The 26,368-nt window shown below is 63.8% G+C and carries 32 protein-coding genes and 1 tRNA gene; 5 read left to right on the forward strand and 28 right to left on the reverse strand.

The genetic code is table 11. The features are described from left to right. Positions 1-31: 31 nt before the first annotated feature. Entirely contained in the window at positions 32-691 is a 660-nt protein-coding gene (locus AC1D09_RS15160) for a lytic transglycosylase domain-containing protein (protein ID WP_477701131.1), read from the forward strand. 17 nt (positions 692-708) lie between these two features. Here the strand turns inward: AC1D09_RS15160 and AC1D09_RS15165 are convergent, their stop codons facing one another. The 5 genes from AC1D09_RS15165 to AC1D09_RS15185 form a co-directional block, all read right to left on the reverse strand. After that, positions 709-1,170, reverse strand: a complete 462-nt coding sequence (locus tag AC1D09_RS15165; RefSeq protein ID WP_477661082.1) for an NUDIX domain-containing protein — start codon at positions 1,168-1,170, stop codon at positions 709-711. Further along, entirely contained in the window at positions 1,167-2,141 is a 975-nt protein-coding gene (locus AC1D09_RS15170) for an ATP-binding protein (RefSeq protein ID WP_477661081.1), read from the reverse strand. Before AC1D09_RS15170 ends, AC1D09_RS15165 begins: the two co-directional genes overlap by 4 nt. Positions 2,142-2,147: 6 nt before the next feature. Next, positions 2,148-3,389: a bifunctional glutamate N-acetyltransferase/amino-acid acetyltransferase ArgJ gene (gene argJ / locus AC1D09_RS15175; RefSeq protein ID WP_477661080.1), complete on the reverse strand. Its 1,242-nt coding sequence runs from the start codon at positions 3,387-3,389 to the stop codon at positions 2,148-2,150. Between the two features lie 54 nt (positions 3,390-3,443). Then, on the reverse strand, positions 3,444-6,209 hold the full coding sequence (gene secA / locus AC1D09_RS15180) for a preprotein translocase subunit SecA (RefSeq protein ID WP_477661079.1): 2,766 nt from the start codon (positions 6,207-6,209) through the stop codon (positions 3,444-3,446). A gap of 213 nt (positions 6,210-6,422) precedes the next feature. Further along, positions 6,423-7,406 (reverse strand): M23 family metallopeptidase, encoded by a 984-nt coding sequence (locus AC1D09_RS15185; RefSeq protein ID WP_477661078.1) that lies wholly within the window; start codon positions 7,404-7,406, stop codon positions 6,423-6,425. 50 nt (positions 7,407-7,456) lie between these two features. Between AC1D09_RS15185 and AC1D09_RS15190 the strand changes: the two genes are divergently transcribed. Beyond that, positions 7,457-7,774 carry a hypothetical protein gene (locus AC1D09_RS15190; protein ID WP_413327491.1) on the forward strand — a complete coding sequence of 106 codons (318 nt, stop codon included), beginning with the start codon at positions 7,457-7,459 and terminating at the stop codon, positions 7,772-7,774. 124 nt (positions 7,775-7,898) lie between these two features. On the opposite strand, the gene AC1D09_RS15195 is transcribed toward AC1D09_RS15190, so the two are convergent. From AC1D09_RS15195 to petA, 6 genes are all read right to left on the reverse strand, one after another. After that, positions 7,899-7,974, reverse strand: a tRNA-Thr gene (locus tag AC1D09_RS15195). Positions 7,975-7,985: 11 nt separating this feature from the next. After that, complete coding sequence (locus AC1D09_RS15200) at positions 7,986-8,537, reverse strand: ClpXP protease specificity-enhancing factor (protein WP_477661165.1); 552 nt, start codon at positions 8,535-8,537, stop codon at positions 7,986-7,988. 134 nt (positions 8,538-8,671) lie between these two features. Then, on the reverse strand, positions 8,672-9,283 hold the full coding sequence (locus tag AC1D09_RS15205; RefSeq protein ID WP_007868077.1) for a glutathione S-transferase N-terminal domain-containing protein: 612 nt from the start codon (positions 9,281-9,283) through the stop codon (positions 8,672-8,674). Positions 9,284-9,371: 88 nt separating this feature from the next. Continuing rightward, on the reverse strand, positions 9,372-10,127 hold the full coding sequence (locus AC1D09_RS15210; protein ID WP_477661077.1) for a cytochrome c1: 756 nt from the start codon (positions 10,125-10,127) through the stop codon (positions 9,372-9,374). An 18-nt stretch (positions 10,128-10,145) separates the two neighbouring features. Continuing rightward, positions 10,146-11,555 carry a cytochrome b gene (locus AC1D09_RS15215; protein WP_477701119.1) on the reverse strand — a complete coding sequence of 470 codons (1,410 nt, stop codon included), beginning with the start codon at positions 11,553-11,555 and terminating at the stop codon, positions 10,146-10,148. A 115-nt stretch (positions 11,556-11,670) separates the two neighbouring features. Next, positions 11,671-12,306 carry a ubiquinol-cytochrome c reductase iron-sulfur subunit gene (petA, locus tag AC1D09_RS15220; RefSeq protein ID WP_477661075.1) on the reverse strand — a complete coding sequence of 212 codons (636 nt, stop codon included), beginning with the start codon at positions 12,304-12,306 and terminating at the stop codon, positions 11,671-11,673. Between the two features lie 252 nt (positions 12,307-12,558). On the opposite strand from petA, the gene mscL reads away from it, so the two are divergent. Next, a complete protein-coding gene (mscL, locus tag AC1D09_RS15225) occupies positions 12,559-12,981 on the forward strand; it encodes a large conductance mechanosensitive channel protein MscL (protein ID WP_007868086.1) in 423 nt (140 codons plus the stop codon). A 166-nt stretch (positions 12,982-13,147) separates the two neighbouring features. On the opposite strand, the gene pdxA is transcribed toward mscL, so the two are convergent. Then, positions 13,148-14,185, reverse strand: coding sequence for a 4-hydroxythreonine-4-phosphate dehydrogenase PdxA (pdxA, locus tag AC1D09_RS15230; protein WP_477661074.1), 1,038 nt, complete (start codon positions 14,183-14,185; stop codon positions 13,148-13,150). A 216-nt stretch (positions 14,186-14,401) separates the two neighbouring features. On the opposite strand from pdxA, the gene AC1D09_RS15235 reads away from it, so the two are divergent. Next, a complete protein-coding gene (locus tag AC1D09_RS15235; RefSeq protein WP_477661073.1) occupies positions 14,402-15,751 on the forward strand; it encodes a hypothetical protein in 1,350 nt (449 codons plus the stop codon). Between the two features lie 30 nt (positions 15,752-15,781). Here AC1D09_RS15235 and AC1D09_RS15240 read toward each other — a convergent pair whose 3' ends face one another. Then, positions 15,782-16,543, reverse strand: coding sequence for a Nif3-like dinuclear metal center hexameric protein (locus AC1D09_RS15240; protein WP_477661072.1), 762 nt, complete (start codon positions 16,541-16,543; stop codon positions 15,782-15,784). Positions 16,544-16,678: 135 nt separating this feature from the next. Between AC1D09_RS15240 and AC1D09_RS15245 the strand changes: the two genes are divergently transcribed. Beyond that, positions 16,679-17,836 (forward strand): S1C family serine protease, encoded by a 1,158-nt coding sequence (locus AC1D09_RS15245; protein ID WP_477661071.1) that lies wholly within the window; start codon positions 16,679-16,681, stop codon positions 17,834-17,836. Between the two features lie 18 nt (positions 17,837-17,854). On the opposite strand, the gene tatC is transcribed toward AC1D09_RS15245, so the two are convergent. The 15 genes from tatC to AC1D09_RS15320 all read right to left on the reverse strand — a co-directional run bounded on the left by tatC (position 17,855) and on the right by AC1D09_RS15320 (position 26,330). Continuing rightward, a complete protein-coding gene (gene tatC / locus AC1D09_RS15250) occupies positions 17,855-18,655 on the reverse strand; it encodes a twin-arginine translocase subunit TatC (RefSeq protein ID WP_477661070.1) in 801 nt (266 codons plus the stop codon). Between the two features lie 67 nt (positions 18,656-18,722). Continuing rightward, positions 18,723-19,190: a Sec-independent protein translocase protein TatB gene (gene tatB, locus AC1D09_RS15255; protein WP_477661069.1), complete on the reverse strand. Its 468-nt coding sequence runs from the start codon at positions 19,188-19,190 to the stop codon at positions 18,723-18,725. A gap of 15 nt (positions 19,191-19,205) precedes the next feature. Continuing rightward, positions 19,206-19,445, reverse strand: coding sequence for a Sec-independent protein translocase subunit TatA (gene tatA, locus AC1D09_RS15260; protein WP_074577924.1), 240 nt, complete (start codon positions 19,443-19,445; stop codon positions 19,206-19,208). Between the two features lie 169 nt (positions 19,446-19,614). Further along, on the reverse strand, positions 19,615-19,974 hold the full coding sequence (locus tag AC1D09_RS15265) for a histidine triad nucleotide-binding protein (protein ID WP_413327479.1): 360 nt from the start codon (positions 19,972-19,974) through the stop codon (positions 19,615-19,617). A gap of 22 nt (positions 19,975-19,996) precedes the next feature. Further along, a complete protein-coding gene (locus tag AC1D09_RS15270; RefSeq protein ID WP_477661068.1) occupies positions 19,997-20,347 on the reverse strand; it encodes a DUF4870 family protein in 351 nt (116 codons plus the stop codon). Between the two features lie 55 nt (positions 20,348-20,402). Continuing rightward, positions 20,403-20,798, reverse strand: coding sequence for a phosphoribosyl-ATP diphosphatase (locus AC1D09_RS15275; RefSeq protein ID WP_477661067.1), 396 nt, complete (start codon positions 20,796-20,798; stop codon positions 20,403-20,405). Next, the gene (gene hisI, locus AC1D09_RS15280) at positions 20,785-21,201 is read right to left on the reverse strand and encodes a phosphoribosyl-AMP cyclohydrolase (RefSeq protein WP_477661066.1); all 417 of its coding nucleotides are present in this window, start codon (positions 21,199-21,201) and stop codon (positions 20,785-20,787) included. The genes AC1D09_RS15275 and hisI overlap by 14 nt, the downstream gene beginning before the upstream one ends. Positions 21,202-21,334: 133 nt before the next feature. Next, complete coding sequence (gene hisF, locus AC1D09_RS15285; RefSeq protein ID WP_477661065.1) at positions 21,335-22,117, reverse strand: imidazole glycerol phosphate synthase subunit HisF; 783 nt, start codon at positions 22,115-22,117, stop codon at positions 21,335-21,337. Between the two features lie 2 nt (positions 22,118-22,119). Continuing rightward, complete coding sequence (locus tag AC1D09_RS15290; RefSeq protein WP_074577918.1) at positions 22,120-22,311, reverse strand: hypothetical protein; 192 nt, start codon at positions 22,309-22,311, stop codon at positions 22,120-22,122. Next, on the reverse strand, positions 22,304-23,044 hold the full coding sequence (hisA, locus tag AC1D09_RS15295) for a 1-(5-phosphoribosyl)-5-[(5-phosphoribosylamino)methylideneamino]imidazole-4-carboxamide isomerase (RefSeq protein ID WP_007868120.1): 741 nt from the start codon (positions 23,042-23,044) through the stop codon (positions 22,304-22,306). The genes AC1D09_RS15290 and hisA overlap by 8 nt, the downstream gene beginning before the upstream one ends. Positions 23,045-23,143: 99 nt before the next feature. Continuing rightward, on the reverse strand, positions 23,144-23,833 hold the full coding sequence (gene hisH / locus AC1D09_RS15300) for an imidazole glycerol phosphate synthase subunit HisH (protein ID WP_477661064.1): 690 nt from the start codon (positions 23,831-23,833) through the stop codon (positions 23,144-23,146). 112 nt (positions 23,834-23,945) lie between these two features. Continuing rightward, positions 23,946-24,554 carry an imidazoleglycerol-phosphate dehydratase HisB gene (gene hisB / locus AC1D09_RS15305; protein ID WP_007868125.1) on the reverse strand — a complete coding sequence of 203 codons (609 nt, stop codon included), beginning with the start codon at positions 24,552-24,554 and terminating at the stop codon, positions 23,946-23,948. After that, on the reverse strand, positions 24,551-25,645 hold the full coding sequence (hisC, locus tag AC1D09_RS15310; RefSeq protein ID WP_477661063.1) for a histidinol-phosphate transaminase: 1,095 nt from the start codon (positions 25,643-25,645) through the stop codon (positions 24,551-24,553). Before hisC ends, hisB begins: the two co-directional genes overlap by 4 nt. After that, positions 25,642-26,100 (reverse strand): PIN domain-containing protein, encoded by a 459-nt coding sequence (locus AC1D09_RS15315; RefSeq protein WP_477661062.1) that lies wholly within the window; start codon positions 26,098-26,100, stop codon positions 25,642-25,644. The genes hisC and AC1D09_RS15315 overlap by 4 nt, the downstream gene beginning before the upstream one ends. Continuing rightward, a complete protein-coding gene (locus AC1D09_RS15320; RefSeq protein WP_477661061.1) occupies positions 26,097-26,330 on the reverse strand; it encodes a CopG family transcriptional regulator in 234 nt (77 codons plus the stop codon). Before AC1D09_RS15320 ends, AC1D09_RS15315 begins: the two co-directional genes overlap by 4 nt. Positions 26,331-26,368 lie beyond the last annotated feature (38 nt).

Here is a 26,368-nt window from a genome sequence, read left to right on the forward strand (position 1 = left end):
GTTTTCCATGGTTCCCGTGCGCCCATTGACCATGTCCGCATCCGGCGGTGCCCCGGCAAAGGCGCAAGGGCTCTCCCGGCGAAACTGCCTGGCTTTGCCCCTGGCCTGCAGCCCCCTGCTGTTGGCCGGACGGGCGCATGCCGGCGCGCAAGTTGAAGAGCCGCTGGTCGACTCGGTGCGCACCGCGCTGAGCTCAGCCATCGCCAACCAGGCGCCTCCCGTGCCCGAATTCAAGGACACGGAAAGCCGCCTGGCCTACCTGCGCTGGCTGGGCGCCATGAGCGACCGGCTCAAGAAGAAAAAACCCGAATTTCAGGTCCGCAAGGAATTTTTGCAAACCGTCTGGTACGAAAGCAAACGTGCCGGGCTGGACACCACGCTGGTGTTGGGCCTGATCCAGGTCGAGAGCAACTTTCGCAAGTTCGCGGTCAGCAATGTGGGCGCGCGCGGCTACATGCAGGTCATGCCCTTCTGGACACGCGTAATCGGGGACGGCGACCCAGGCAAGCTCTTTCACATGCAGACCAACCTGCGCTTTGGCTGCGTGATCCTGCGCCACTACCTGGACAGGGAGCGCGGCGACCTCTTCATGGGGTTGGGACGCTACAACGGCTCACGCGGCAAATCACCTTACCCCGATGCGGTGCTGGGTGCCAGCAAGAATTGGGTGTTTGCCGCTGAGCGGCCCTGACGAAGCGCAGAAAAAGCTCAGCAGGTCGCGCCGGCAAAGCCCCGCTCTTCGGCAAACCAGGCGAGCACCGGCACCGTACCGGGCAAGACAGGCTCCACACTGACCGGCAGCGACTGCCAGGCGAAAGACTGGCCCTCATGCATCTGCAGCTCGCCGGCCCATTCGAACACCTTGCAAAAATTCAGGCGCACCAGCGCGTGCGGGTAGTCGACCATCTCGACCTTCCAGGGATGGACCGCGCCTATGGTCACACCGATTTCTTCCTGCAGCTCGCGGCGCAGCGCGGCTTCGACGCTTTCGCCCCGCTCCAGCTTGCCGCCCGGAAATTCCCAGTAGCCTTCGTAGACCTTGCCCGGCGGGCGGGAGGTCAGCAAGAAGTCGCCATCGGGGCGGATCAAAACGCCCACCGCGACATCGACCACCTTGCGGTCCGCGCCGCCCTCGCGTGGCCTTTCACCGTCGGCAACCAGCACGCTCATGTCGAATGGTCAGGCGCTTGGTCGGCCTGCTCAGGCGACGCGGTGGCGGCAGCGCCCGGCCGCTCGTAGGCCGCGATAGGCGCCGCCGCCACAGGCCGGCTGGCCGTGTCGCGGCCGGCGTAATCGCGGGCAAACTGGTAGGCCACCCGGCCGCTGCGCGAGCCGCGCTCCAGCGCCCAGACCAGGGACGCCGGTTTTGCCGCGGCAATCGCATCCTGGCCCACGCCGAAGGACGACAGCCACTGCGCGACGATGCTCAGGTATTCGTCCTGGCTAAAGGGATAAAAGCTGACCCAGAGACCGAAGCGTTCTGACAGCGAAATCTTCTCTTCGACCACCTCTCCGGGATGTACTTCACCGTCGTCCCCGTGGGTATAGGTGAGGTTCTCCGTCATGTACTCGGGCAGCAGGTGGCGCCGGTTGCTGGTGGCGTAGATCAGCACATTGGGCGTAGCCGCCGCGACGGATCCGTCCAGGATGGACTTGAGCGCCTTGTAGCCCGGCTCGCCTTCCTCAAAACTCAGGTCGTCGCAAAAGACAATGAATTTTTCAGGCAGGCCGGACACCACGTCGACGATGTCCGGCAAGTCGGTTAGGTCGGTCTTGTCTACTTCAATCAGGCGCAGGCCGCGCGAGGAATATTCATTGAGGCAGGCCTTGATCAGCGAAGACTTGCCGGTGCCGCGCGCGCCCGTCAGCAGCACGTTATTGGCGGGCTTGCCCAGCACGAACTGCTCGGTGTTGCGCTTGATCTTTTCCTTCTGGTCCTCGATTTCCTTGAGGTCACCCAGGCGCATATTGCCGATGTGCCGCACCGGCTCCAGCGAGCCGTGGCCGGAACTGCGCTTGCGGTAGCGGTAGGCGATCGAGGCAGTCCAGTCCGGCGGGGCCAATGGCTGCGGCAGCACGGACTCGATCCGCGCCATCAGGGATTCGACGCGGGCGATCAGGCGCTCAAACTGCTCGTTCATACGGGCTCAACTTCTGTAGTCGGCGTTGATCTTGACGTAGTCGTAGGAAAAATCACAGGTCCAGACGGTGTCGCTCGCCGTGCCGCGGCCCAGCACCACGCGCACCGTGATCTCGCTTTGTTTCATCACGCGCTGGCCGTCGGCCTCGACGTAGCCGGGATGGCGGCCGCCGTTTTTGGCCACCAGTACCTCATCAAGGTACAGGTCAATCCTGGTCTGGTCCAGGTCCTCGATGCCGGCATAACCTACGGCCGCCAGGATGCGGCCGAGGTTGGGGTCACTGGCAAAGAAGGCGGTTTTGACCAGGGGCGAATGAGCGATCGCGTAAGCCACCTTGCGGCATTCCTCGCCGGTCTTGCCGCCTTCGACCTGGATGGTCATGAACTTGGTGGCGCCCTCGCCGTCGCGCACGATGGCCTGCGCCAGCTGCCGGGCGATGTCCAGCATGGCGGCGCGCAAGGCCTGGCCTTCAGCGCTGTCCAGCGAAGCCACGGGCGCGTGGGCGGCCTTGTTGGTGGCGACCACCACAAAGGAGTCGTTGGTCGAGGTGTCGCCGTCCACCGTCACGCGGTTGAACGATCCCTCGGCCAGTTCCCGGGCCAGCTGGGCCATGAGCGGCTGGGCCACACAGGCATCCGTTGCCAGGAAACCCAGCATGGTGGCCATATTCGGCCGTATCATGCCGGCGCCCTTGCTGATGCCGGTGATGGTGACGTCGGCACCCGCGATCTTGATGCGTTTGGAAAATGCCTTGGCCACGGTGTCGGTGGTCATGATGGCTTCGGCCGCGTTGCCCCAGTTGTTTTCCTTCGCGTCGGCCAGCGCGGCCGGCAGGCCCGCCGCGATGCGGTCGTTGGGCAGGGACTCCATGATGACCCCGGTGGAAAACGGCAACACCTGTTCGGGCGCGATATCCAGCAGGCGAGCCAGCGCGATGCAGCTGGCATGGGCACGGCTCAGGCCGTCGTCGCCGGTGCCGGCATTGGCGTTGCCGGTGTTGATGACCATTGCGCGTATGCCCGCCGTCTTGCCGCCATTTTTTGCGAGGTGCTCACGGCAGATCTGCACGGGCGCGGCGCAAAAGCGGTTTTGCGTGAAGACCGCGCCTACCGAGGCACCCTCATCGAGCAGCAGCACGGAAAGGTCCTTGCGGTTGGCTTTGCGTATGCCTGCTTCGGTGATGCCCCAGCGTACGCCGGGCACGGGGTAAAGGTCCGCAGCGGGCGTGGCGACCAGATTGACGGGCATGGTTGACTCCGGAAAACCAGTGGGGGTTGGAAGACGTTCAGCCGGCGCCGGCGCTCAGTTCAGCTGGCCGTGGCAGTTCTTGTATTTTTTCCCCGAGCCGCAAGGGCAAGGGTCGTTGCGGCCCACGCGGGGCACATCGCCGGCCGGCACGGCCGGCGCGCGGCGCTGCGATTCCTCGTCCACCGTGGTTTCCACCCCGCCGGTTTCGGTGGGCGCGGTGTAGGTGACGTTGGCGATGTTTTCAGCGCGGCTCTCCATTTCCTCGGCCGCCTGTTCGAGCTGCTCGCCCGACTGGATCTTGACCGTCATCAGGACTTTGGTGACTTCGTTCTTCACGCTGTCGAGCAGCTGGCCGAACAGTTCAAAGGCTTCGCGCTTGTACTCCTGCTTGGGTTGCTTTTGCGCATAGCCGCGCAGGTGTATGCCCTGGCGCAGGTAGTCGAGGGCGCTCAGGTGCTCGCGCCAGTGGCTGTCTATGCTTTGCAGCAGGACCACGCGCTCGAACTGCGTGAAGTTTTCTTCACCGATTTTCTGGACCTTGTCGGCAAAGGCGGCATTGGCGGCCGCTATGACTTTTTCGACCACCTCTTCATCGGTGATGGCGGTGGCGGATTCCAGTTCCTGGCGCAGCGGCAGCTCGATCTGCCACTCCTCGCGCAGCACATTTTCAAGGCCCGCCACGTCCCATTGTTCCTCGACGCTTTCAGCCGGCACATACTGCCGTGCCAGGTCGGTGAAGCAGCCTTCGCGCAGCGAGGCGATCTGCGCCTGCAGGCTACCGGCGTCCATGATGTCGTTGCGCTGCTGGTAGATCACCTTGCGCTGGTCGTTGGCGACGTCGTCGTATTCGAGCAGCTGTTTGCGGATGTCGAAGTTGCGCGCCTCGACCTTGCGCTGGGCCGACTCGATGCTGCGGGTGACGATGCCCGCCTCGATGGCCTCGCCGTCGGGCATCTTCAAGCGCTCCATGATGGCCTTGACACGGTCGCCCGCGAAGATGCGCATCAGCGGGTCGTCCAGGCTCAGGTAGAAGCGCGACGAGCCGGGGTCGCCCTGGCGGCCGGAGCGGCCGCGCAACTGGTTGTCGATACGGCGCGACTCGTGGCGCTCGGTCGCGATGATGCGCAGGCCGCCCAATCCGGTGACCTGTTCGTGCTCCTGCTTCCACACCGCGCGCAGGCGGGAAATTTCCGCTTCTTTGGCGGCAGCATCCATGGCTTCGTCCGCTTCAACCGCTTCGATCAGCTTTTCAACATTGCCGCCCAGCACGATGTCGGTGCCGCGGCCGGCCATGTTGGTGGCGATGGTGATCATCTTCGGGCGCCCCGCCTGCGCGATGATGTCGGCCTCGCGGGCATGCTGCTTGGCATTGAGCACCTGGTGCGGCAGGTCTTCCTTGACCAGCAACTGGTCGATGATCTCGGAGTTTTCGATCGAGGTCGTACCGACCAGCACGGGCTGGCCGCGCTCATAGCACTCGCGGATGTCCTTGATAGCGGCTTCGTATTTTTCGCGCGTTGTTTTGTAAACGCGGTCGAGCTGGTCGTCACGGCGGCTCACGCGGTTGGGCGGAATCACCGTGGTTTCGAGGCCGTAAATCTCCTGGAATTCGTAGGCCTCGGTGTCGGCGGTTCCGGTCATGCCGGCCAGCTTGGTGTAAAGGCGGAAATAGTTCTGGAAGGTGATGGACGCCAGGGTCTGGTTCTCGGCCTGGATTTGCACGCCTTCCTTGGCTTCGACGGCCTGGTGCAGCCCGTCGCTCCAGCGGCGGCCCGACATCAGGCGGCCGGTGAACTCATCGACGATCACGACTTCGCCGTCCTGCACCACGTAATGCTGGTCGCGGTGGTACAGCAGGTTGGCGCGCAGCGCCGCATACAGGTGGTGCATCAGCGAGATGTTGGCCGGGTCGTACAACGTGGCGCCTTCGGGGATCAGGCCCAGGTTGAACAGCAGGCGCTCGGCGTTCTCGTGGCCCTGCTCGGTCAGGAACACCTGGTGGCTCTTCTCGTCGATGGTGAAGTCGCCCGGCTTGGTCACGCCCTCGCCGGTGCGCGGATCGGCTTCGCCCTCCTGGCGCGTCAGCATCGGGACGACCTTGTTCATCGCCAGGTACATCTCGGTGTGGTCTTCAGCCTGGCCGCTGATGATGAGCGGCGTGCGCGCCTCGTCGATCAGGATGGAGTCCACCTCGTCGACGATGGCGTAGTTCAGGCCGCGCTGCACGCGGTCCGCCACCTCGTAGACCATGTTGTCGCGCAGGTAGTCGAAACCGTATTCGTTGTTGGTGCCGTAGGTGATGTCGGAACCGTAGGCGGCCTGCTTTTCCTCGCGCGACATGTTGGGCAGGTTGATGCCCACCGTCAGACCCAGGAAGTTGTAGAGCTTGCCCATCCAGCGCGCGTCGCGGCTGGCCAGGTAGTCATTGACCGTCACCACGTGGACGCCCTTGCCGGTCAAGGCATTGAGGTAGACCGGCAGCGTGGCGGTCAGGGTCTTGCCCTCGCCGGTGCGCATTTCGGAAATCTTGCCGTTGTGCAGCGACATGCCGCCCAGCATCTGCACGTCGAAGTGGCGCATCTTCATGACACGCTTGCTGCCTTCCCGCACTACCGCGAAAGCCTCGGGAAGAATCGCATCGAGCTCTTCGCCGGCGGCTACCCGGTCCTTGAACTCCTGGGTTTTGGCGCGAAGCTGGTCGTCGTCAAGCTTTTCGTACTGGGTCTCCAGCGCATTGATGCGTTCTACGGTTTTGCGGTAGGTTTTGAGCAGCCTGTCGTTGCGGCTGCCGAAAATTTTGGTCAGGATGTTGGAAGCCATAAATGCGAGGCCGCCTTGACCGCTCCCCATGAGCTGGCAATGCGGCCGAAATCCCTTATTGAGTACGGAACCTAGGTGTGGGCGCCATCAGTGAGTTCAACTGGGCCCAAACCTCTGATTTTAGCGCCGCCAAGGGAGCCGCACGGCCGTCCGGGAGAAAACCGTCATCAGGAATGAAAAGCCATGCCCGCACGCGCGGCAGGCGCGCGCCGCCTAGTGAGGGCGTGGCAGCTGTGCAGGCGCCGGGAGCGGAGACCGTGCGCCGGCCGATGCCACCATGGGCCCGGGCAGTTTTTGCCCCGCGGTCAGGAATTTCTGCGGATCCTGGAAAACGCCCTGCACCAGTACCTCGAAATGCAGGTGCGGGCCTGTGGACCGGCCGGTGGTGCCGACTTCGGCGATCTTCTGGCCGCGTTTGACCAGGTCGCCCTTTTTGACCAGCACGCGCGAAGCGTGGGCATAACGCGTGACGAGCTCATTGCCGTGGTCGACTTCCACCATATTGCCGTAGGCCGGGTGGTACTCCTGCGTGACGACAACACCACCCGCGGCGGCCAGGATGGCCGTGCCCGGTTCGGAGGGGAAATCGAGCCCGGTGTGCAGCGCGGAGCGGCCGTTCATCGGGTCTATGCGCCAGCCGAAAGGCGAACCGAGGTTGCCCCCGGCGACCGGCTCCTGGGTGGGAACCATCATTTTTTTGATCTTCTGGTCGAACAGGCGCGACTCCATCACGGTCATGAGGTCGACCCGCTGGTCGGTGAGTTTGTCCAGGTCCGCCAGCGTGGCCTGCAGCTCCTGCATGGTGAGCGAAGGGCCGGCCACCAGCGCGCCGCCGCGGCCGGGCGTGACCTTGATGTCGTTGGGATTGACGCCGGCCAGGCCCGACACCCGCTCGCCGAGCGCCTCGAGCTGCATCATCTTGGCCTGCATTTCGCCGACCCGCTTGGCCATCACGTCGAGGTTTTCGCGCATAAAGCGGTCGCGCTGGTCGAATTCGTCCTTGACCATGAGCTTGACCAGCGAGCCGACGACCGGCCAGCCTTCGCGGGCCCCCTTGAGAAACACCCAGTGGTAGAGGCCCGCGGCCACAAGCATCAGCGCCAGCGCGGCGACAAAACCCGCAAGAACCAGTTTTGTCCCGCTTAAGTAAATGGCCCGGCTTTTCGCCAGCCACGCATCCGTGATAATCAAATGCACTTGTCTACCTCTTTAAAAGCTTGCGCTCATCAGGCCGCGCACCGTTCATCATGACTTCCGACCGGCGCCTTCCGCAGGCGCTCTCCGCTTACCAGGCCGCCGGGAATTCGCCCTCCCTGGCGCGGCTGACCGAACTCGTCCGGGAATCCAGCGACAGGCTCAAGGCCATTGAGCCGCTGCTGCCCGAAGCCCTGCGCCCCGCGGTTCAGGCCGGCCCCATAGACGGCGAAACCTGGTGCCTGCTGGTCAGCGGCAACGCCGCCGCCGCCAAGATCCGCCAGTTACTCCCCTTGATCCAAGCCCGCCTTATAGGCAAAGGTTGGAAGGTTACCTCAATCCGACTCAAGATCCTAATAAGCAAAAAGTAGTAAACCAGCCTCTTCACATAACGGCAGGAAGGCATGCAAGATAAAGCCCTGCCTGATGGCTCGCTACAAAATTGGTAGCGTATGGTACCCATGTTGCATGGGGAAGGCAAGGATGCCGGAAAAATGGTGCCGCTTGTCGGAATCGAACTGACGACCTACCGCTTACAAGGCGGTTGCTCTACCAACTGAGCTAAAGCGGCACAAGGGGATTTTACTTGACCCGTTTCAGCGAAGGCCGCGCACGCGGAGGCTTGGGGGGTTCAGGGTTGTCGGGGCCGCCATCTTGCGCATCGGGCGCGCTGTCCGGCACCAGTTGCATGATCTTGCTTTCGGGTCCGTCCGCCGGGTTGTGCTGCGCCGGAGCGGGAGCCGGCGACACGGCGGGAGCCGTCAGGCCGGCGTCACTGCCCCCTTCGGCGCCGGAAACGGGGCCTGTAGCGGGCGCGGCCATGGGAAACGCCATACCCTGCCCGTTTTCACGGGCATAGATGGCGATCACATGGCTGATGGGCACCATGATTTCCCGGGCGCTGCCGGCAAAACGGGCCTTGAACTCAATGAAATCATTGCCCAGCTTGAGCGACGAGGTCGCGTCAAAGCTGATGTTGAGCACGATCTCATTGTTTTTCACGTACTCGCGCGGCACCTGTACGGTCTCATCCACCGACACGGCCACGTAAGGCGTGAAGCCGTTGTCGGTGCACCATTCATAGAGCGCCCTTATCAGGTAGGGTCGCGTCGACGTGGCGTCCAGGGCATTCATGAATTCAGCCATGCGAGGTGAGGCGAGGCGCTCCGCTCCAGCAGGGGCCGCGGAACCGGCTTTGCCGGGCCGCAGGCGCAGCGGCCCCCTCGGGGGGCAGCGCAGTACGCGAAGCGACAAGCGTGGGGGCCATATTATTTGCGCATCACTTTTTCGGACGGCGTCAGCGCTTCGATATAGGCCGGGCGCGAGAAAATGCGTTCCGCGTACTTGAGCAGCGGCGCGGCATTCTTCGACAGGTCGATGTCGTAGTAATCCAGGCGCCACAGCAAGGGAGCGATCGCCACGTCCAGCATGGAGAAGTTGTCGCCCAGCATGAACTTGTTCTTCAGGAAGATGGGCGCGAGCTGCGTCAGGCGGTCACGGATGTGCGAGCGGGCCTTTTCCAGCGCCTTTTCATTGCCCTTGGACGCGCGCGATTCCAGCGTGCTGACATGGACGAACAGTTCTTTTTCGAAGTTCAGCAAAAACAGGCGAACGCGCGCGCGGTCGACCGGGTCGCCGGGCATCAGTTGCGGGTGCGGAAAGCGCTCGTCGATGTACTCGTTGATGATGTTCGACTCATACAGGATCAGGTCGCGCTCGACCAGGATGGGCACCTGGCCGTAGGGATTCATCACATTGATGTCTTCGGGCTTGTTGTACAGGTCGACGTCGCGGATTTCGAAGTCCATACCTTTTTCAAACAGCACAAAGCGGCAGCGGTGCGAGAAGGGGCAGGTTGTGCCTGAATAAAGGACCATCATGGTGCGGAACTCCTAAATGCAAAGGAGTGGATACATATAAAAAGCATCCACTCCAGAAGGTGCCGGGAACAAGGCCCCGGCGAAAAAATTACTTGACGTCTTTCCAGAACGCCGCATTCAGGCGCCAGGCGACGAAAGTCAAGCCGAGAAGGAAAATCAGCACCCAGACGCCGACACGGATGCGGGTGTTCTGGGCCGGCTCGCCCATCCACTGCAGGTAACCCACGAGGTCACCGATGGCCTGGTCGTACTGCAGCGGCGTCATGGCGCCGGGCGTGAGCTGCTGCCAGCCCTTGAAGACCGCGACCTTGTGGCCGTGCTCTTCCTTTTCCTCGTACACCGGCGTGCGCGTGCCCTGCAGTTCCCAGAGCACGTGCGGCATGGCAACGCTGGGGAAAGCCAGGTTGTTCCAGCCCGTTGCCTTGGTTTCGTCGCGGTAGTAGGTGCGCAGGTAGGTGTAGAGGTAGTCGGCACCGGTGCCGCCGTGGCCGGAGCGCGAGCGCGCGATCACGGTGAGGTCGGGGGGATTGCCGCCGAACCATTCCTTGGCCTGTTTGGGGTCGATCGCGGCTTTCATGGTGTCGCCCACTTTTTCAGTGGTGAACAGCAGGTTGTCCTTGATTTCCTTTTCAGTCAGGCCGATGTCTTTCAGGCGGTTGAAGCGCATGAAGGAAGCGGAATGGCAGTTCAGGCAATAGTTGACGAACAGCTTGGCGCCGTTTTGCAGGGAGCCCAGGTCGTTGGTCCGGTCGGGAGCTTTGTCCCAGGCAATGCCGCCTTCGGAGGCCTGTGCGCCGGCCGCGAGGCCAAAGGCGGTAATCAGGGCAAAAATAATTTTTTTCATCGTTTTTATCTCCAACTCTCAGTGACCGTGGAAAACAGGGCGGTCAGGCGGTGTTTTGGGGGTGCCCACGCGGCTCCACCACGGCATCAGGATGAAGAAGCCAAAGTAAAACAGCGTGCCGACCTGGGAGACGCGCTCACCGATGGGCGACGGCGGCTGTACGCCAAGGTAGCCCAGCACCAGGAAGTTGATGACAAAAATGCCGTAGAGGTATTTGTGCCAATCGGGGCGGTAGCGGATCGACTTGACCGGGCTGAGGTCCAGCCAGGGCAGGAAGAACAGGATGATCACGGCGCCGCCCATCACGACCACACCCCAGAACTTGGCGTCGATGGACAGCAGCAGAGCCGAGCCCACGACGGCGGCGCCGACGATGGCGGCCTTCAGCAGCACCGGCATGCGGAACTTCCAGACGCTGAAGGCCGCGGCACCGACCACGCAGGCGATCAGCGCATAGATCATCTCGCTGGTGATGGCGCGCAGCATCGAGTAGTAAGGCGTGAAGTACCAGACCGGGGCGATGTGCGCCGGCGTCTTCAGCGGATCGGCCGGGATGAAGTTGTTGTATTCGAGGAAGTAGCCGCCGAACTCGGGAGCGAAGAAGATGATCGCCGAGAAGATCATCAGGAAGACGCTCACGCCGAAAATGTCATGCACCGTGTAGTACGGGTGGAAGGGAATGCCGTCCAGCGGGTGGCCTTGCGCATCCTTGGGCGCGTTCGGGCCCTTGATCTCGACGCCGTCGGGGTTGTTGGAGCCGACTTCATGCAGCGCGATGATGTGCGCGGCCACCAGGCCCAGCAGCACCAGCGGCACGGCGATCACGTGGAAGGCGAAGAAGCGGTTCAGCGTGGCGTCGCCCACCACGTAGTCGCCGCGAATCAGCAGCGCCAGGTCGGGGCCGATGAAGGGAATCGCCGCGAACAGGTTGACGATCACCTGGGCGCCCCAGTAGCTCATCTGGCCCCATGGCAGCAGGTAGCCCATGAAGGCCTCGGCCATCAGGCACAGGAAAATCGCGCAGCCGAAAATCCAGACCAGCTCGCGCGGCTTGCGGTAGCTGCCGTAGAGCAGGCCGCGGAACATGTGCAGGTAGACCACGACGAAGAAGGCCGAGGCGCCGGTGGAGTGCATGTAGCGGATCAGCCAGCCCCAGGGCACGTCGCGCATGATGTACTCAACGGAGCCGAAAGCCAGGGCGGCATCGGGCTTGTAGTTCATCGTCAGGAAAATACCGGTCACGATCTGGATGACCAGCACCAGCATGGCCAGCGAGCCGAAGATGTACCAGAAGTTGAAGTTCTTCGGTGCGTAGTACTCGCTCATGTGCTCTTTGTAGAGCTTGCTGGCGGGAAACCGGTTGTCGACCCAGTTCATCGCCTTGGCGGCGATCGGGGCATCGGGGGAAATTTCTTTGAATTCAGCCATAACTGATCCTGGTTCGGTGGGGTTCTTTGGCAAGCGCCGGATACGTGCGTCTGAACGGCTTGTATCTGGCGCTGGCTACAGGGTCTTGTGAAGGAGCTCGGGGTTTGAAGCGCCTTCAGGCCTTCTTGTCTTCACCAATCAGCAACCGGGTGTCTGACAGGTACATGTGCGGCGGAACTTCGAGGTTGTCGGGTGCTGGCTTGTTCTTGTAAACGCGGCCGGCCATGTCGAAGGTCGAGCCGTGGCAGGGGCACAGGAAACCGCCGGCCCAGTTGTCGGGCAGCGAAGGCTGCGCGCCAGGCTGGAACTTGTCGGAAGGCGAGCAGCCCAGGTGCGAGCAGATGCCGACCACCACCAGCGTTTCGGGCTTGATGGAGCGGTTTTCGTTGCGGGCGTAAACAGGGGTCAGTTCGTCGGGCTTGCGCTCGGACTTGGGGTCGGCCAGCAGGGCATCGACCTTGGGGAGCTCGGCGAGCTGCGCGGGCGTGCGCTTGATGATCCAGACCGGCTTGCCGCGCCATTCCACCGTGATTTTCTCGCCGGGCTTGACGTCGGAAATATCGACTTCGACGGCGGCGCCGGCGGCTTTCGCTTTTTCGGAGGGTTGGAAGGTGCTGACAAAGGGAACAGCGGTGGCGATGGCGCCTGCGCCGCCCACCGCGCAGGTGGTCACCAGCCAGTTTCTTTTATCTTTATCTACGGGAGCGCCGTGGGGCGCGCCATTCACGCTTGCTTCGCTTGCTTGGGTCATGAGAGTCCTTCAAGAACTGGCTTGAAATAGGCATAGTGGGGTCAACCCGCGATTGTAGCGGAGCGCAACGTCGTTTTTCAAGGCGAGGGGCCGCATCCGGGTGGCCCGGGCCATCCCCAAGGCCGGGGACTTGCCTGTTTTTTAAGCACAAGCCGGATTGCACATACTTTGTTTCAAGCCGGACCCGCACGCGGGCCGCGCCGGCAGGCCCAGCCTTGATAATGTTTTGTCCAAAACAAGAGGAGAAACTTCATGGGAATGATGCAGGAATTCAAGGAATTCGCCGTCAAGGGCAATGTGATCGACCTGGCGGTCGGCGTGATCATTGGCGCGGCTTTCGGCAAGATCGTGGACTCGGTCGTCAGCGACCTGATCCTTCCCCTGGTCGGCGCCCTCTTCGGCAAGCTGGATTTTTCCAACCTCTTTGTAGTGTTGGGGACAGTGCCGCCGGGCACGGCCACCACGCTGGACGCGCTGAAGAAGGCGGGCGTGCCGGTCTTCGCCTACGGCAACTTCATCACCGTCGCGGTCAACTTCATCATCCTGGCTTTCATCATTTTCCTGATGGTCAAGCAGATCAACCGGCTCAAGCGCGACCAGCCGGCGCCCGCCCCGGCCGCGCCGCCTGAGGACATCGCGCTGCTGCGCGAGATCCGCGACAGCCTCAAGAAATAAGCACCCCCCTGTTGCCCGCTCACTTCGTGTAGCAGGCCTCTCCCCTGCAGGGGACGGCGCCTGGCGGCTGGCAAAGCCAGACCGCGGCCCCCGCTTGCAAACGCATGGCCGATTGCTATTTAATTAATAGCAGCCAGGGCCGATTTCGCTTAAATTCTCGCGCCCTTCACCGCGCCGCAAGCCGGCGCGCCATGCGCACGGCGGCCAGCAGGCTTGAAGCGTCGGCGCGCCCGCTGCCGGCGATGTCGAAGGCCGTCCCGTGGTCGGGGCTGGTGCGCACCAGCGGCAAGCCCAGCGTGACGTTCACGCCATGCTCCACACCCAGGTACTTGACCGGGATCAGCCCCTGGTCGTGGTACATCGCGACCACAACGTCAAACTCGCCGGGCTTGCCGGCGGCCTGGCGCGCCCGCATGAACACCGTATCGGGCGCGAAGGGGCCGCTCACATCCAGACCTTCCGCACGGCCCGCGGCAATGGCCGGCGCGATGATGGCCTGCTCTTCGCTGCCGAACAGCCCGCCTTCGCCGGCATGGGGATTGAGCCCCGCCACCGCGATGCGCGGCGTGCGTCCCAAGCCGGCGCCCACGGCGGCGTGCGTGATGCGCAGGGTTTGCAGCACGTTGTCGAAAGTCACGGCCTCGATGGCCTGCCTGAGCGACATGTGAATGCTCACCAGCACGGTGCGTAGCTCCTCATTGGCCAGCATCATTCGCACCGGCACTTCGCCCGCGGGCTTGCCCAGAAAAGCGGCCGCTTCGGCCTGCAGCATTTCCGTGTGGCCCGGAAATTGGGCCGCCCAGCCGCCGGCGGCGGCCAGGGCCTCCTTGTGGATGGGCGCGGTCACCAGCGCGGCGGCCTCGCCGGCCAGCACGTGGCGGGCCGCCCAGACGATGCAATCGGCCGCGGCCTGGCCGGCAACGCCGCTGACCTGTCCATAAGGCACCAGGCCCGGCAGCGCGCATTGCTGCAGCACCGGAATGCACCGCGGGGGCACGCCGTGCAGCCCGGCCAGGCTGGCCAGTTGCGCCACCGGCAATGCCGGCGGGGAAGCCACCAGCGCGGCGGCGCGGCGCAAGGTGGCCACATCCCCCACCACGGCGCAGCCGGCCAGCTCGGCGGGCGCTTCGCGAAAAGCCCTGGCGATGATTTCCGGACCTATGCCGGCCGCATCGCCCATGGTGATGAGCAGCGGCTTAGCCACAACGCAGCCCTCGCCGCAACAGGGCAAATTCAAGCGGCAAAGTGCATTTTGCGGACGGTGGGACCATAATCGCGAAAAAATGGGTAGGCCCGCGCTCGGCATGAGACCGCGACAGGGCAAAAAACACGAGGGGTTCGGGCAGATGCATTCTTGGGGTATTTTGGCGCAAACCACAGCGTGGCGGCCGGCGGGCCCTTGCGCAGCGCTGAGCCAGCCATGAATATCCTCCACCCCCTGATGCCCGACGCGGACATGATGCTGTGGAGCGCGGCCGCCGGCGCGCTGGGATTGGTGGTCCTGCTGGCCCTGGCCGACGCCTTTTACAGCCGCACGCGCGCCGCTTCGCAAACACTGGCCTACTTGACGCTGTGCTGGGCGGTGGTGCTGCTGCTGAGCGGGCTGCCCGCCGCCGTCTGGCCGGGCGCGAGTGACGAGCTGGCCACGGCGCAGTTTCTGGCCGGGCCGCTGTGCGCGGCCATGGGCAGCTACGGCGCCAGCAAATGGTTGTCGGCCCACCAGCGCGACCACCTGATGCAAGTCAGCCTGCTGGCGATGACCCTGGTGTGCCTGGCGGGCGTGCCGCTGTGCCTGCTGCTCGCCCCTGAATGGCGCCTGCCGGTTTCCGGGGCGCTGGCCATCGCCAACCTGTCGGTGGTGCTGTGGCTTTCGGTGCGCGCCACGCAGCTGGGCGACAGGATGGCCTGGGGCCTGGCCCTGGGCTGCCTGCTGACCCTGCCGGCGCAGATCGGCCTCTACGGGCTGGCGCTGAACACCAGCCGGCCGCCGCTGCTGCTGCAGGCCGGCGTGGCGCTGGCGGCGCTGCTCAGTGTGGTCATCACCGCCGCGATGCTGTGGCTGCGCAACCACCACATCCGGCAGATGCGGCAGGGCGAGGTCTCGCGCCGCGACCCCATCACCCAGCTCTACGACGGCGTGGCCATGGTGCGGAAAATCATAGGGGCGCAGCAGCGCCGCCAGCGCACCCGGCGCGACGGCGCGCTGATGGCCGTGCTGCTGTTCGAACCCGAACGCCTTTTGCCGCTGATCGGCCAGGCCGGCCTCAACGACCTCTACATCCAGCTGGCGCGCCGCATGCAGCGCCACACCGGCGCCGTCAACCCGGCCGGCCGCTATTACGACCGCTGTTTTATGGTGCTGCTGGAAACCATGCATTCGCCGCGCTGGATACGCACACTGGGCCTGCGTGTGGCCTCCAGCCTGCGCCGGCCGCTGGATTTGCGCTCACTGGACGGACGGCGCATACGGGTCACGCCCGACATCGCCGTCGGCATCGTCCACCTGTCGGCCGCGGGCAAGGACGTGGACCAGCTGCTGCATGAGGCGCAGTCGGTGGCGCAAGCCGCGCGCGCGATGCGCTCCCGCGCGGCGATGCTGGACCCGGAAAGCCACACCGCCGTGCCGGTCGAGCATGCGGACCTGGGCTCCAGCTGGCGCGCACTGCGCGACGCCGTGCCGGAAGCACCTTCGCGGTCCAAAAATCCGAAAACCCCGAAAAGCGCCGGCAAAACGCCCCGCACGGGCCGGCCGCGCCACAAGCCGGCCTGAACCGGTGCGGCCCACCAGGGTCAGCTCGCCTCAGGCCGGGTTGTCGATGTCGATGAATTCGTGGGCCAGGCCCAGCTGGGCCGCGATCTGCCCCGCCACCGCCGGCGCGCCGTAGCGCTCGGAAGCATGGTGGCCGCAGGCGATAAAGGCCACACCCATCTCGCGCGCGTAATGGGCTTGCGGCTCGGAAATCTCACCCGTGATGAAGGCATCGGCGCCGGCGGCGATCGCCGACTCGAAGTAGCCCTGCGCACCGCCCGTGCACCAGGCGATGTTCCGGATGGGCTTTTGCGACGGACCGGCCTGGACCACGGGCCGCTTCAGCACCTGCTGCACATGGGCCGCCAGCACGCCGGCGTCGGCGAAACCGCCGCCATCGCTGCGCCCGCCGATAAAGCCCAGGTCCTGCTCGCCAAAACGCGCGCCGGCAACCAGGCCCAGCTGCAGGCCCAGCTGCGCGTTGTTGCCCAGCTCGGGATGCGCGTCCAGCGGCAGGTGGTAGGCGAAGAGGTTGATGTCCTGCGCCAGCAGCAGCGCCAGGCGCTGCTTCATCCAGCCCGTGACGCGGCCGTCCTGGCCGCGCCAGAACAGGCCGTGGTGCACAAAAATGGCGTCGGCCCGGGCGGCAACCGCCGCCTCAATCAGGGCCAGGCTGGCGGTGACGCCGGAGACGATTTTGCGAACCTCGGGCCGGCCCTCGACCTGCAGGCCGTTGGGGCCGTAGTCCTTGAAGCGCGCGGGCTGCAAAAGCGCGTCAAAGGCCTGCAGCAAGTCCTGTCGTGTGGTGCTCATGGGGGGATTGTCTCAGGCGGGCACCCGGGGTAAAAGCCCTTGCCTTGGGCACCCGGGGGAGCTGAGGGACAATAGGGGCTTGCGGCGCAAGCTCCCGCGCGGTTTTTGACATTTTTTGCTGACACCCCCTCATTCATGAAGCGTACCTGGCTCCTGTTTTCCCAAGCCGTCACCGTCCTGCTGGCGGCTTACTTCGTCGTGGCCACGCTCAAGCCCCAATGGCTGGACCGCGGCAACGCGCCCGGCGTCTCCGTGATCGAGGCGCCGGCGGGCAGCGCGCCGCGCAGCCCGGGCGCCGCCGGCGGTTTTGCCTCGGCCGCCAAGCTGGCTTCCGCGGCCGTTGTCAGCATCAACACCAGCAAGGCCGCCGCCAGGAACCCGCATGCAGAAGACCCCTGGTTCAAGTTTTTCTTCGGCGACCAGAGCCCCAACGAACCGCAGGGCGGGTTGGGCAGCGGCGTCATCATCAGCGCCAGCGGCTACATCCTGACCAACAACCATGTGGTCGAGGGCGCCGACGACATCGAGGTCATCCTCAACGACACGCGCAAGGCCAAGGCCCAGGTCATAGGCACGGACCCCGATACCGACCTGGCCATTCTCAAGATCGACCTGGACAAGCTGCCCGTCATCGTGCTGGGCAATTCCGACGCGCTGCAGGTGGGCGACCCGGTGATGGCCATCGGCAACCCTTTCGGCGTGGGCCAGACCGTCACCGGCGGCATCGTCAGCGCGCTGGGACGCAACCAGCTGGGCATCAACACCTTTGAAAACTTCATCCAGACCGACGCGGCCATCAACCCCGGCAACTCGGGCGGCGCCCTGGTCGACGTGAACGGCCACCTGATGGGCATCAACACCGCGATCTACTCGCGCTCGGGCGGCTCCATGGGCATAGGTTTCGCGATTCCGGTGTCCACGGCCAAGCAGGTGCTTGAAGGCATCGTGAAGGACGGCCAGGTCACGCGCGGCTGGATAGGCGTGGAGCCGCAGGACTTGAATCCCGAACTGGCCGAAACCTTCGGCCTCAAGCCCGCCGCGGCCAAGGACGGCGGCGTCATCATCACCGGCGTGCTGCAAAACGGTCCGGCCGCGCAGGCCGGCATACAGCCCGGCGACGTGATCACCGCGGTGGACGGCAAGGGCGTGCGCAATGTGAGCCAGTTGCTGACCGCCGTGGCGGCCCTCAAGCCCGGCACCCCCGCACCGCTGACGGTGCTGCGCAAGGACAAGCAGACCGAGATCGCCGTCACACCCGGCAAGCGCCAGCGGCCCAAGGCACAGCAGCGCTAGGAGCCGGGCAGCCGGGGCTCAGGGCTTGGCCGCTTCGGCCTCGCTGTCGTCTTCGGGCTTTTTGGTGTGCTTGACGAACAGCTGCGCGGCGACGATGCCCACCTCATAGAGGCCGCCGACAACACCCAGCAGCATGATCATGGAGCCCGCGTCGGGCGGCGTCACCAATGCGGTGCCGACGGCCGCGGCCACCCAGAAGTAGCCGCGGTATTCGCGCAGCTGGGCCACGCTGAGCACGCCCATGCGCACCAGCAGGATCACCGCGATCGGCACCTCAAAGGCCAGCCCGAAGGCCAGGAACATGCCAAGCACGAAACTCAGGTATTCCTCGATATCCGGCGTGGCGATGATGGACTTGGGCGCAAAGCTCTGGATGAAATGAAACACCTGGCCGAACACCACGAAATAGCAGAAAGCCACGCCGACAAAAAACAGCACGGTGCTGGAGACCACCAGCGGCATGACGAGTTTTTTCTCGTGCGAATACAGGCCCGGCGCGACAAAAGCCCAGACCTGGTAAAGCACCACCGGCAGCGCGATCATGAAGGCCGCCATGAACAGTATCTTGATCGGCACCACAAAAGGGGTGATCACGCTGATGGCGATCAGTTTGGAGCCCTGGGGCAGGGTTGCCACCAGCGGCGCGGCCATCAGGTCATACAGGGCACTGGCGCCCGGATAAAAAGCCAGCACGGCTGCCGCGATGCCAATGGCGATCACCGCCTTGATCATCCGGTCGCGCAGCTCCATGAGGTGCTGCACAAAAGGCTGCTCAGTGCCCGCGAGTTCGTCGGGCTTGTCGGTGTTGGGATCGCTCATGAAGGAAGTTTGCGCTGTAGGGGTGGCGCCGGAAGATGCGCAAAAAACAGGAGATCGGCAGCAAGGCTCAAGACAGGCGGCCCGGCTGCGGACGGAAGCGTGCCACACGGGCGGCCCCCGACTGCGCGCGGGTGCGCACGCCGGTACGGGCCTTGTACCACTGGGGCGTTGCGCCCTGCTTGAGGCGCCACTTCTTTTTCGGGTGCTTGTATTCGGGGAAGATTTCCATGCCCGGCAAGGCGCCAGAGGACGACTCGCCGGTGGCCTCGGCCCAGGATTTTTCAAAATCGCTGGCGTTGGTCTGGATGGAATTCTCGACGTCGCGGGCCGCGCCCTCGACGGATTCCTTCATCTTCTTGAGTTCGTCCAGCTCCATGGAGCGGTTGACCTCATTTTTGACGTCGGCCACATAGCGCTGCGCCTTGCCCAGCAAGGTGCCCACGGTGCGCGCCACGCGCGGCAGCTTTTCCGGGCCGATCACGATCAGCGCCACGGCGCCTATCAGCGCCATTTTGGAAATGCCGAGGTCAATCACTGAGTCAGGCCTGAATTACGACTTCTGGCGGGCTTCGACGTCGATCGTCGTTTTGTCCGAAGCTTGTGCGTTCGTGACGCTGGCAGGCGGCACAGGCGTGTCGGCGGGAGGCTGTCCGCCGTCCTTCATGCCGTCCTTGAAGCCTTTGACCGCGCTGCCGAGGTCGCTGCCCATGTTCTTGAGCTTTTTGGTGCCGAACACCATGACCACGATCAACAGCACGATCAGCCAGTGCCAAATGGAAAATGAACCCATGATTTGCTCCTAATCTGTAAATACCGCTGTAAATGCACTATTGCCGGTTTTGGGTCGGCTTGCACGCAATTGCCTTGATTCTAAAGGCCAGTACCCGCCGGGGCGCCGATTACACACATTGGCCTACCGGGTTAGTGTGCCAGCGCAGCCCGGGGTTCCCGGCGCCTTGCTAACCCTTCAACCAGGGCCGCGGCCCGCCGATCACGTGAAAGTGCAGGTGATGCACTTCCTGCCCGCCTTCGGCGCCGGTGTTGGTCACGATGCGGTAACCGCCCGCCGGGTAGGGGTTGCAGCCCTGCTCCATCGCCAGCTTGGGCGCCAGCACCATCATGCGGCCCATCAGCGCGGCGTGCTCGGGGCCCACCTGTGCCATGGACGGGATATGTGCCTTGGGGATGATCAAAAAATGCACCGGCGCCCAGGGATTGATGTCGTGGAAGGCGAACAATTCGTCGTCCTCATACACCTTGCGGCTCGGAATGGCGCCCGCGGCGATCTTGCAGAAAATGCAGTTGTCGGAATGGCTCATGGCTTGGTCGGTTTGAGGGAGCTTAGGTCGGGCGGTGGCTGTTAAAACGCATCCAGCCGCGCACGCAGCGATACAAATACCAGAGCCACACGATACCGTAGGCGACAAAGCCCGGGAGCACAAACAGCAGCCACAGCGGCGACAGCAGCACCAGCCAGCCCAGCGTCCACCAGAAGGTGCGGATCATGTAGTTGTGGTGGTCGATGTAAAGCGCGTCGGATTCGTCGGCACGGCGTATGTAGTTGACGATCACGGCAATCACCGCGAACACGCCGCCGCTGAACCAGGCCAGCGTGTGCAGTGCGTACAGCACGTGCATCACAAGACGGTCGTTGGGGTTTTTGCCCTCGAATTCGGCCAGATCGGTTTCCATGGGGGGTCAGCTTCCTGTCACAGTCAAGTCAAAATGAAATCGATGGCCGGCGCGCTCACGGTTTTTCGGCTGCGTCGCGGTGCTGGGCCTTGCGCAGCGCTTTTTCCTCGATGCCGCTGGTGCCTTCGCGGCGCTCCAGCTCGGCAATCACGTCGGCCGGGCTCAGGCCGTAATGCGCCAGTGCGATCAGGCTGTGGAACCACAGGTCGGCGACCTCGCCGACCAGCTTGCCCTTGAGCCCGGCCGTCGCGCCGCCCTGGGCCAGCGCGCAATCAATGTCCTTGGCGGCCATCACGGTTTCGGTGGCCTCCTCGCCGATTTTTTTCAGGAAGGCGTCCGGGCCCTTGTGCAGCAGGCGCGCCACATAACTTGTGTCCGGGTCGCCACCATTGGCCGCCTTGCGGCTTTCGATGATTTGCGCCAGGCGCTGGAGGGAGTCATTCGTGGTCATGTTTGCCGGGAGTCTGTTTGTACATGCTTGTCGGGTCTTTCAGGACCGGCTCGGTCACTACCCACTGGCCGTCTTTATACACACTGAAAAAGCAGCTGTGGCGGCCCGTGTGGCAGGCGATGCCCGGCGTGTGGCCCAACTGCGTCACCTTGAGCAGGATCACATCGTTGTCGCAATCCAGGCGGATTTCATGCACCGTTTGCTGGTTTCCGGATTCCTCGCCCTTGTGCCAGAGGCGGCCGCGCGAGCGGCTGTAGTAAACCGCCTGGCCCAGCTCGGCGGTTTTTTGCAGCGCCTCGCGGTTCATCCAGGCGAACATGAGCACATCGCCGCTGGAGGCTTCCTGCGCAATGACGGGGATCAGGCCCTTGTCGTCCCAGCTAATCTCGTCTAACCAGTTCATGGTGTGTATTGTCCGGGATTTGGGTTCGGTTACAGAAGCTCTTAAAACCAAGGGTATCGCGGAACCGGCTTTGCCGGGCCGCAGATGCCGCCCCAGCAGGGGGGAAGGCGTAGCGCAGCGAAGCCGACGGGGGTTACGTCATTCGAACGGGGATGCCTCGTTCGGCCATATGCTGCTTGGCCTGCTGCACCGTGTATTCGCCGTAATGGAAGATGCTGGCGGCCAGCACCGCATCGGCGCCGCCGGTCTGTATGCCGTCGGCAAGGTGCTCAAGATTGCCGACGCCGCCCGAGGCGATCACCGGCACGCTGACGGCGTCGCTCACCGCGCGGGTCAGGGCCAGGTCAAAACCCGACTTGGTGCCGTCGCGGTCCATGCTGGTCAGCAAAATCTCGCCGGCGCCGCGCCGCGCCATTTCGGCGGCCCAGGCCACGGCGTCCATGCCGGTGTTTTTGCGCCCGCCGTGGCTGTAGACGTCCCAGCCCGGGCCGCGGGTTTTGGCGTCTTCCTCGCTGCGGCGCTTGGCGTCTATCGCCACCACGATGCACTGCGAGCCGTATTTGGCGGACGCATCGGCGATCACCTGCGGATTAGCAATGGCGGCCGAGTTGAAGCTGGTCTTGTCGGCCCCGGAATTGAGCAGGCGGCGAACGTCCTCCACCGTGCGAACACCACCACCCACCGTGAGGGGGATGAAGACTTGCGAAGCTACCGCCTCGATGATGGGCAGGATCAGGTCGCGACCGTCGCTGGTGGCAGTGATGTCGAGGAAGGTGAGCTCATCGGCGCCCTGCTCGTTGTAGCGAGCGGCGATTTCCACCGGGTCGCCGGCATCACGCAGCTGGGTGAAGTTAACGCCCTTCACGACGCGGCCGCCGGTGACGTCAAGGCAGGGAATGATTCGTTTGGCGAGCATGGTTAGGAAAAGAAGAAAGCTATAAACGCAATCACCGGCACGGAAAGAATAAACCAGGCGAAGAAGCCAAGGTATTCACCAGGAGGCAGATTGCAGTAGTGGATCAGAACACCAAACCAGGCAATCAGCCAAAACAAGCCTAAAAGATATGGCCAAGAGGGGCCCAGGTCTTTCTTCTGACCCTTTTTATCCATTCAACTCATCTGCCCTGGCCTGAGCCTTCTCAAAATCCAGGTCGCCGCTGTAGATAGAGCGGCCGCAGATCACGCCTTCCACGCCCTCTTCCTCGACTTCGCAGAGCTTTTCGATGTCGGCCATGTTCGAGAGGCCGCCGGAGGCGATCACGGGAATGGTCAGGGCCTGGGCCAGCTTGACGGTGGCGTCGATGTTGATGCCGGTCAGCATGCCGTCGCGGCCAATGTCGGTGTAGATGATGGACTCGACGCCGTAGTCCTGGAATTTCTTGCCCAGGTCTATGACCTCGTGCCCCGTCATCTTGCTCCAGCCGTCGGTGGCGACCTTGCCGTCCTTGGCGTCCAGGCCGACGATGATGTGGCCGCCGAAGGCCGTGCAGGCGTCCTGCAGGAAGCCGGGGTTCTTCACGGCGGCGGTGCCGATGATGACGTAGCGCAGGCCGGCATCCAGGTAGCGCTCAATCGTGTCCAGGTCGCGGATGCCGCCGCCCAGTTGCACGTCGATTTCACTGCCCACTTCGGCCAGGATCTGCTTGATGGCCTGCTCGTTGCGGGGCTTGCCCGCGAAGGCGCCGTTCAAGTCCACCAGGTGCAGGCGGCGCGCGCCCTTGTCGACCCAGTTGCGCGCCATGGCGGCCGGGTCTTCGCTGAAGATGGTGGATTGATCCATGTCGCCCTGTTTGAGGCGAACGCAGTGACCGTCTTTCAGGTCAATCGCGGGGATAAGTAGCATGTGGCGGTAAAAAAGACGGTAAAAAAAGAAAACGGGTGCTCAGGGTAACAAAAAGTCCGGTGTCCCGGTACCGGGTCTGACCCAAGGCGCTGCCGGCTGCTAGGGATTCCAGTGCAGGAAGTTGCGGTACAGGGCCAGTCCGTGCTCGGCGCTTTTCTCGGGATGGAACTGGGTGGCAAAAATATTATCGCGTGCAATCGCCGCCGCAAAGCGCGCGCCGTAGTCGGCTTCGCCGGCGATGTGGCGCGCGTCCGACGGGTGGGCATAAAAGCTGTGCACAAAATAAAAGTACGCGCCGTCGGGCACGCCGTCCCAGACCGGGTGGGCTTTCGCCGTGCCCGCACCATTTTGGTAGACCTGGTTCCAGCCCATCTGCGGCACCTTGTAGCGGCTGCCGTCGGGCTGCGTCCTGCCCGCCAGTTCGAACTTGACGACCTCGCCGGGAATCAGCCCCAGGCCGTTGGTGCCGGCGCCGCCGTCGCCGGGCTGGCCTTCGTCGCTGTGGCTCAGCAGCATCTGCATGCCCACGCAGACGCCGAACAGCGGCTTGTGGGCCGCCGCGTGCAGCACCGATTCCAGCATGCCGGAATCGGCCAGTTCGCGCATGCAGTCGGCAATCGCGCCCTGGCCGGGCAACACGATGCGCTCGGCCTGCATGACGTCCTCGGCCTTGGAGGTCACGAGCACTTCAAAGCCGCTGCCCGCCGCCACATGGCGCACAGCCTGCGACACGGAATGCAGGTTGCCCATGCCGTAGTCGACCACGGCCACTGTTTTGGGTTTTGCCATCAGGGGTTCAAGAAGGGTTGACTGTGAATTTAGGGGCTGCCGGCGCCCATTTGTAGGGGGCTACGCCAGAAAAACGGGGTGGAACCCGGCGCGGCAACTTTTGGAGGGTGGCTTAGAGCGAGCCTTTGGTCGAGGGAATCACGCCGGCCGCGCGCGGGTCTATCTCCAGCGCCATGCGCAGCGCGCGGGCAAAAGCCTTGAACACGGTCTCGGCCTGGTGGTGGGCGTTTTCACCCTTGAGGTTGTCGATGTGCAAGGTCACGAAGGCGTGATTTACAAAGCCCTGAAAGAATTCGTAGGCGAGCTGGCTGTCGAAGGTACCGATCATGCCGCTCTTGAAGGGCACATGCATTTCCAGCCCCGGGCGGCCCGAGAAGTCGACCACCACGCGCGACAGCGCTTCGTCCAGCGGCACATAGGCATGGCCGTAGCGGCGCAGGCCTTTTTTGTCGCCCACGGCCTTGGCCACGGCCTGGCCCAGCGTGATGCCCACATCTTCCACCGTGTGGTGGCCGTCGATGTGCAGGTCGCCCTTGGCCTGGATGTCCAGGTCTATCAGCCCGTGGCGGGCGATCTGGTCCAGCATGTGGTCGAAAAAGCCTATGCCCGTGGACAGGCTGGCCTTGCCGGTGCCGTCGAGGTTGAGCTTGACGGTGATCTGGGTCTCGGCGGTGTTGCGCGAGACCTCGGCGATGCGGGGAGCGAGGGTTGGGGTAGTCATAGGGATTTTTCAAGCGCCGCCAGCATTTGCGCGTTCTCGTCCGCGGTGCCGACCGTCAGGCGCAAACAATTGGCCAGCAATGGATGCATTTTAGAAACGTTTTTGACCAGCACCTTGTGGGATTTCATGCCCTCAAAGGTTTTGGCCGCATCGGGCACGCGCACCAGGATCATGTTGGCATCGCTTTTCCAGGCCTTGACGCCCTTGGCCGCCATGCCGGCCAGCGCGTCCATCAGCACGGCACGCTGGGCCACCAGCTCGCCGGCCTGGGCGGCGAATTCGGCCTGGTGCTCCAGCGCGAACAGCGCGCACTCGTAATTGAGCACGCTGATGTTGTAGGGCGGGCGCACCTTGTCGACCTCGGCGATCAAGGCCCTGGGGCCCATCATGTAACCGAGGCGCACACCGGCCAGGCCGAACTTGCTCAGGGTGCGCATCAGCAGCACATGGCCGTGCCTGGCAATGCGGTCTATATAACTTTTGCTTGAAAACGGCTGGTAGGCCTCGTCCATCACCACCAGCCCGGGCGCCGCCTCGATGATTTTTTCGATCACCGCGTCGTCCCACAGGTTGGCCGTGGGGTTGTTGGGGTAGGCAAGGTAGATGATGGAAGGCTGGTGCTCTTCGATCGCGGACAGCATGGCGGCTTCGTCGAGTTCAAAGTCGGCCGTCAGCGGCACGCCGATGAATTTGAGGCCCTGCAGCTGCGCGCTCATGGCGTACATCACAAAACCCGGCAGCGGCGCCAGGATGGAGCCGCCCTCCACGTCACAAGCCATGGCCAACAACGAAATCAGCTCGTCCGAGCCGTTGCCCAGCATGATGTCGAAGCCTTCGGGCATCTGCGCATAGTCGGCCAGCGCACGGCGCAGCTCATTGACCCGGCCGTCAGGGTAACGGTTCAGCGCCAGCGCGCCCAGGCGCTGGCCCAGCTTGGCCTGCAGCGCCATGGGCAGGCGGTGCGGGTTCTCCATGGCATCGAGCTTGACCATGCCGGCCGAGTCCTGGATGGCATAGGCGTGCATGGACTGCACGTCCTGGCGTATCAGCTTTTTGAATTTGGGATCCAGAGAGGGGGCAGGCAGGGTCATGGAAGGTTCTCCAGCAGTTCAATGCCGGTTTTAAAAGGGTTGATCACCTGGACACCGCCGTAGTGCTGCTCATGCGCCAGGCCTTCGCTGAGCAGGTAACGGCAGCCCAGGTGCTGGGCCGCGGCGACGACCAGGCTGTCGCGGTAGTGCAGGCCGTAGCGGCTTTCCACCGCCCAGGCGGATTCGACGGTCGCGTGGTCGGTTAACCAGGGCTGCCAGAGCTCATAGCGGCGCACCTCGGCGCGCGCATCGCCGGCCGGCATGGGCGGCTGGATCTTGCGCGTGGCCAGCAGGTAAAACTCATTGAGCACCTGGGTGCTGGTGCGGCCCAGCCCGCGCCGCCACAGCACGGTCAGCCAGGCCAGGGCGGCCTGCTGTTTGGCCCGGTCAGCACCGTCTTCGCTATGCAGCAGGATGCTGGCGTCCACAAAAACGCCGGTAGAAGCCTCGCTCATGCGCCGCGCTCGTCGAGTTCAAGGCGTGTGGGATAGGGCTGCCCGTTGGACACCCAGAGCCTGTCCTTGTTTTGCCAGTCGTGCAGGGCGCGCTGGTAGGCATCGGTGCGCTGCATCTTCTCGGCCAGCATCTCGCCCACCAGGCGCGAGACGCTGGTATTGCGCCGCGCCGCCTCGATGCGCACCCATTCCAGGGCGGCATCGTCCATGGTGATGGTCACGTTCTTCATGGCCTGAAGTTTACACGAATTTCGTGTTGCACGAAATT

Source organism: Polaromonas sp. P1_A2 (genome assembly GCF_056406895.1).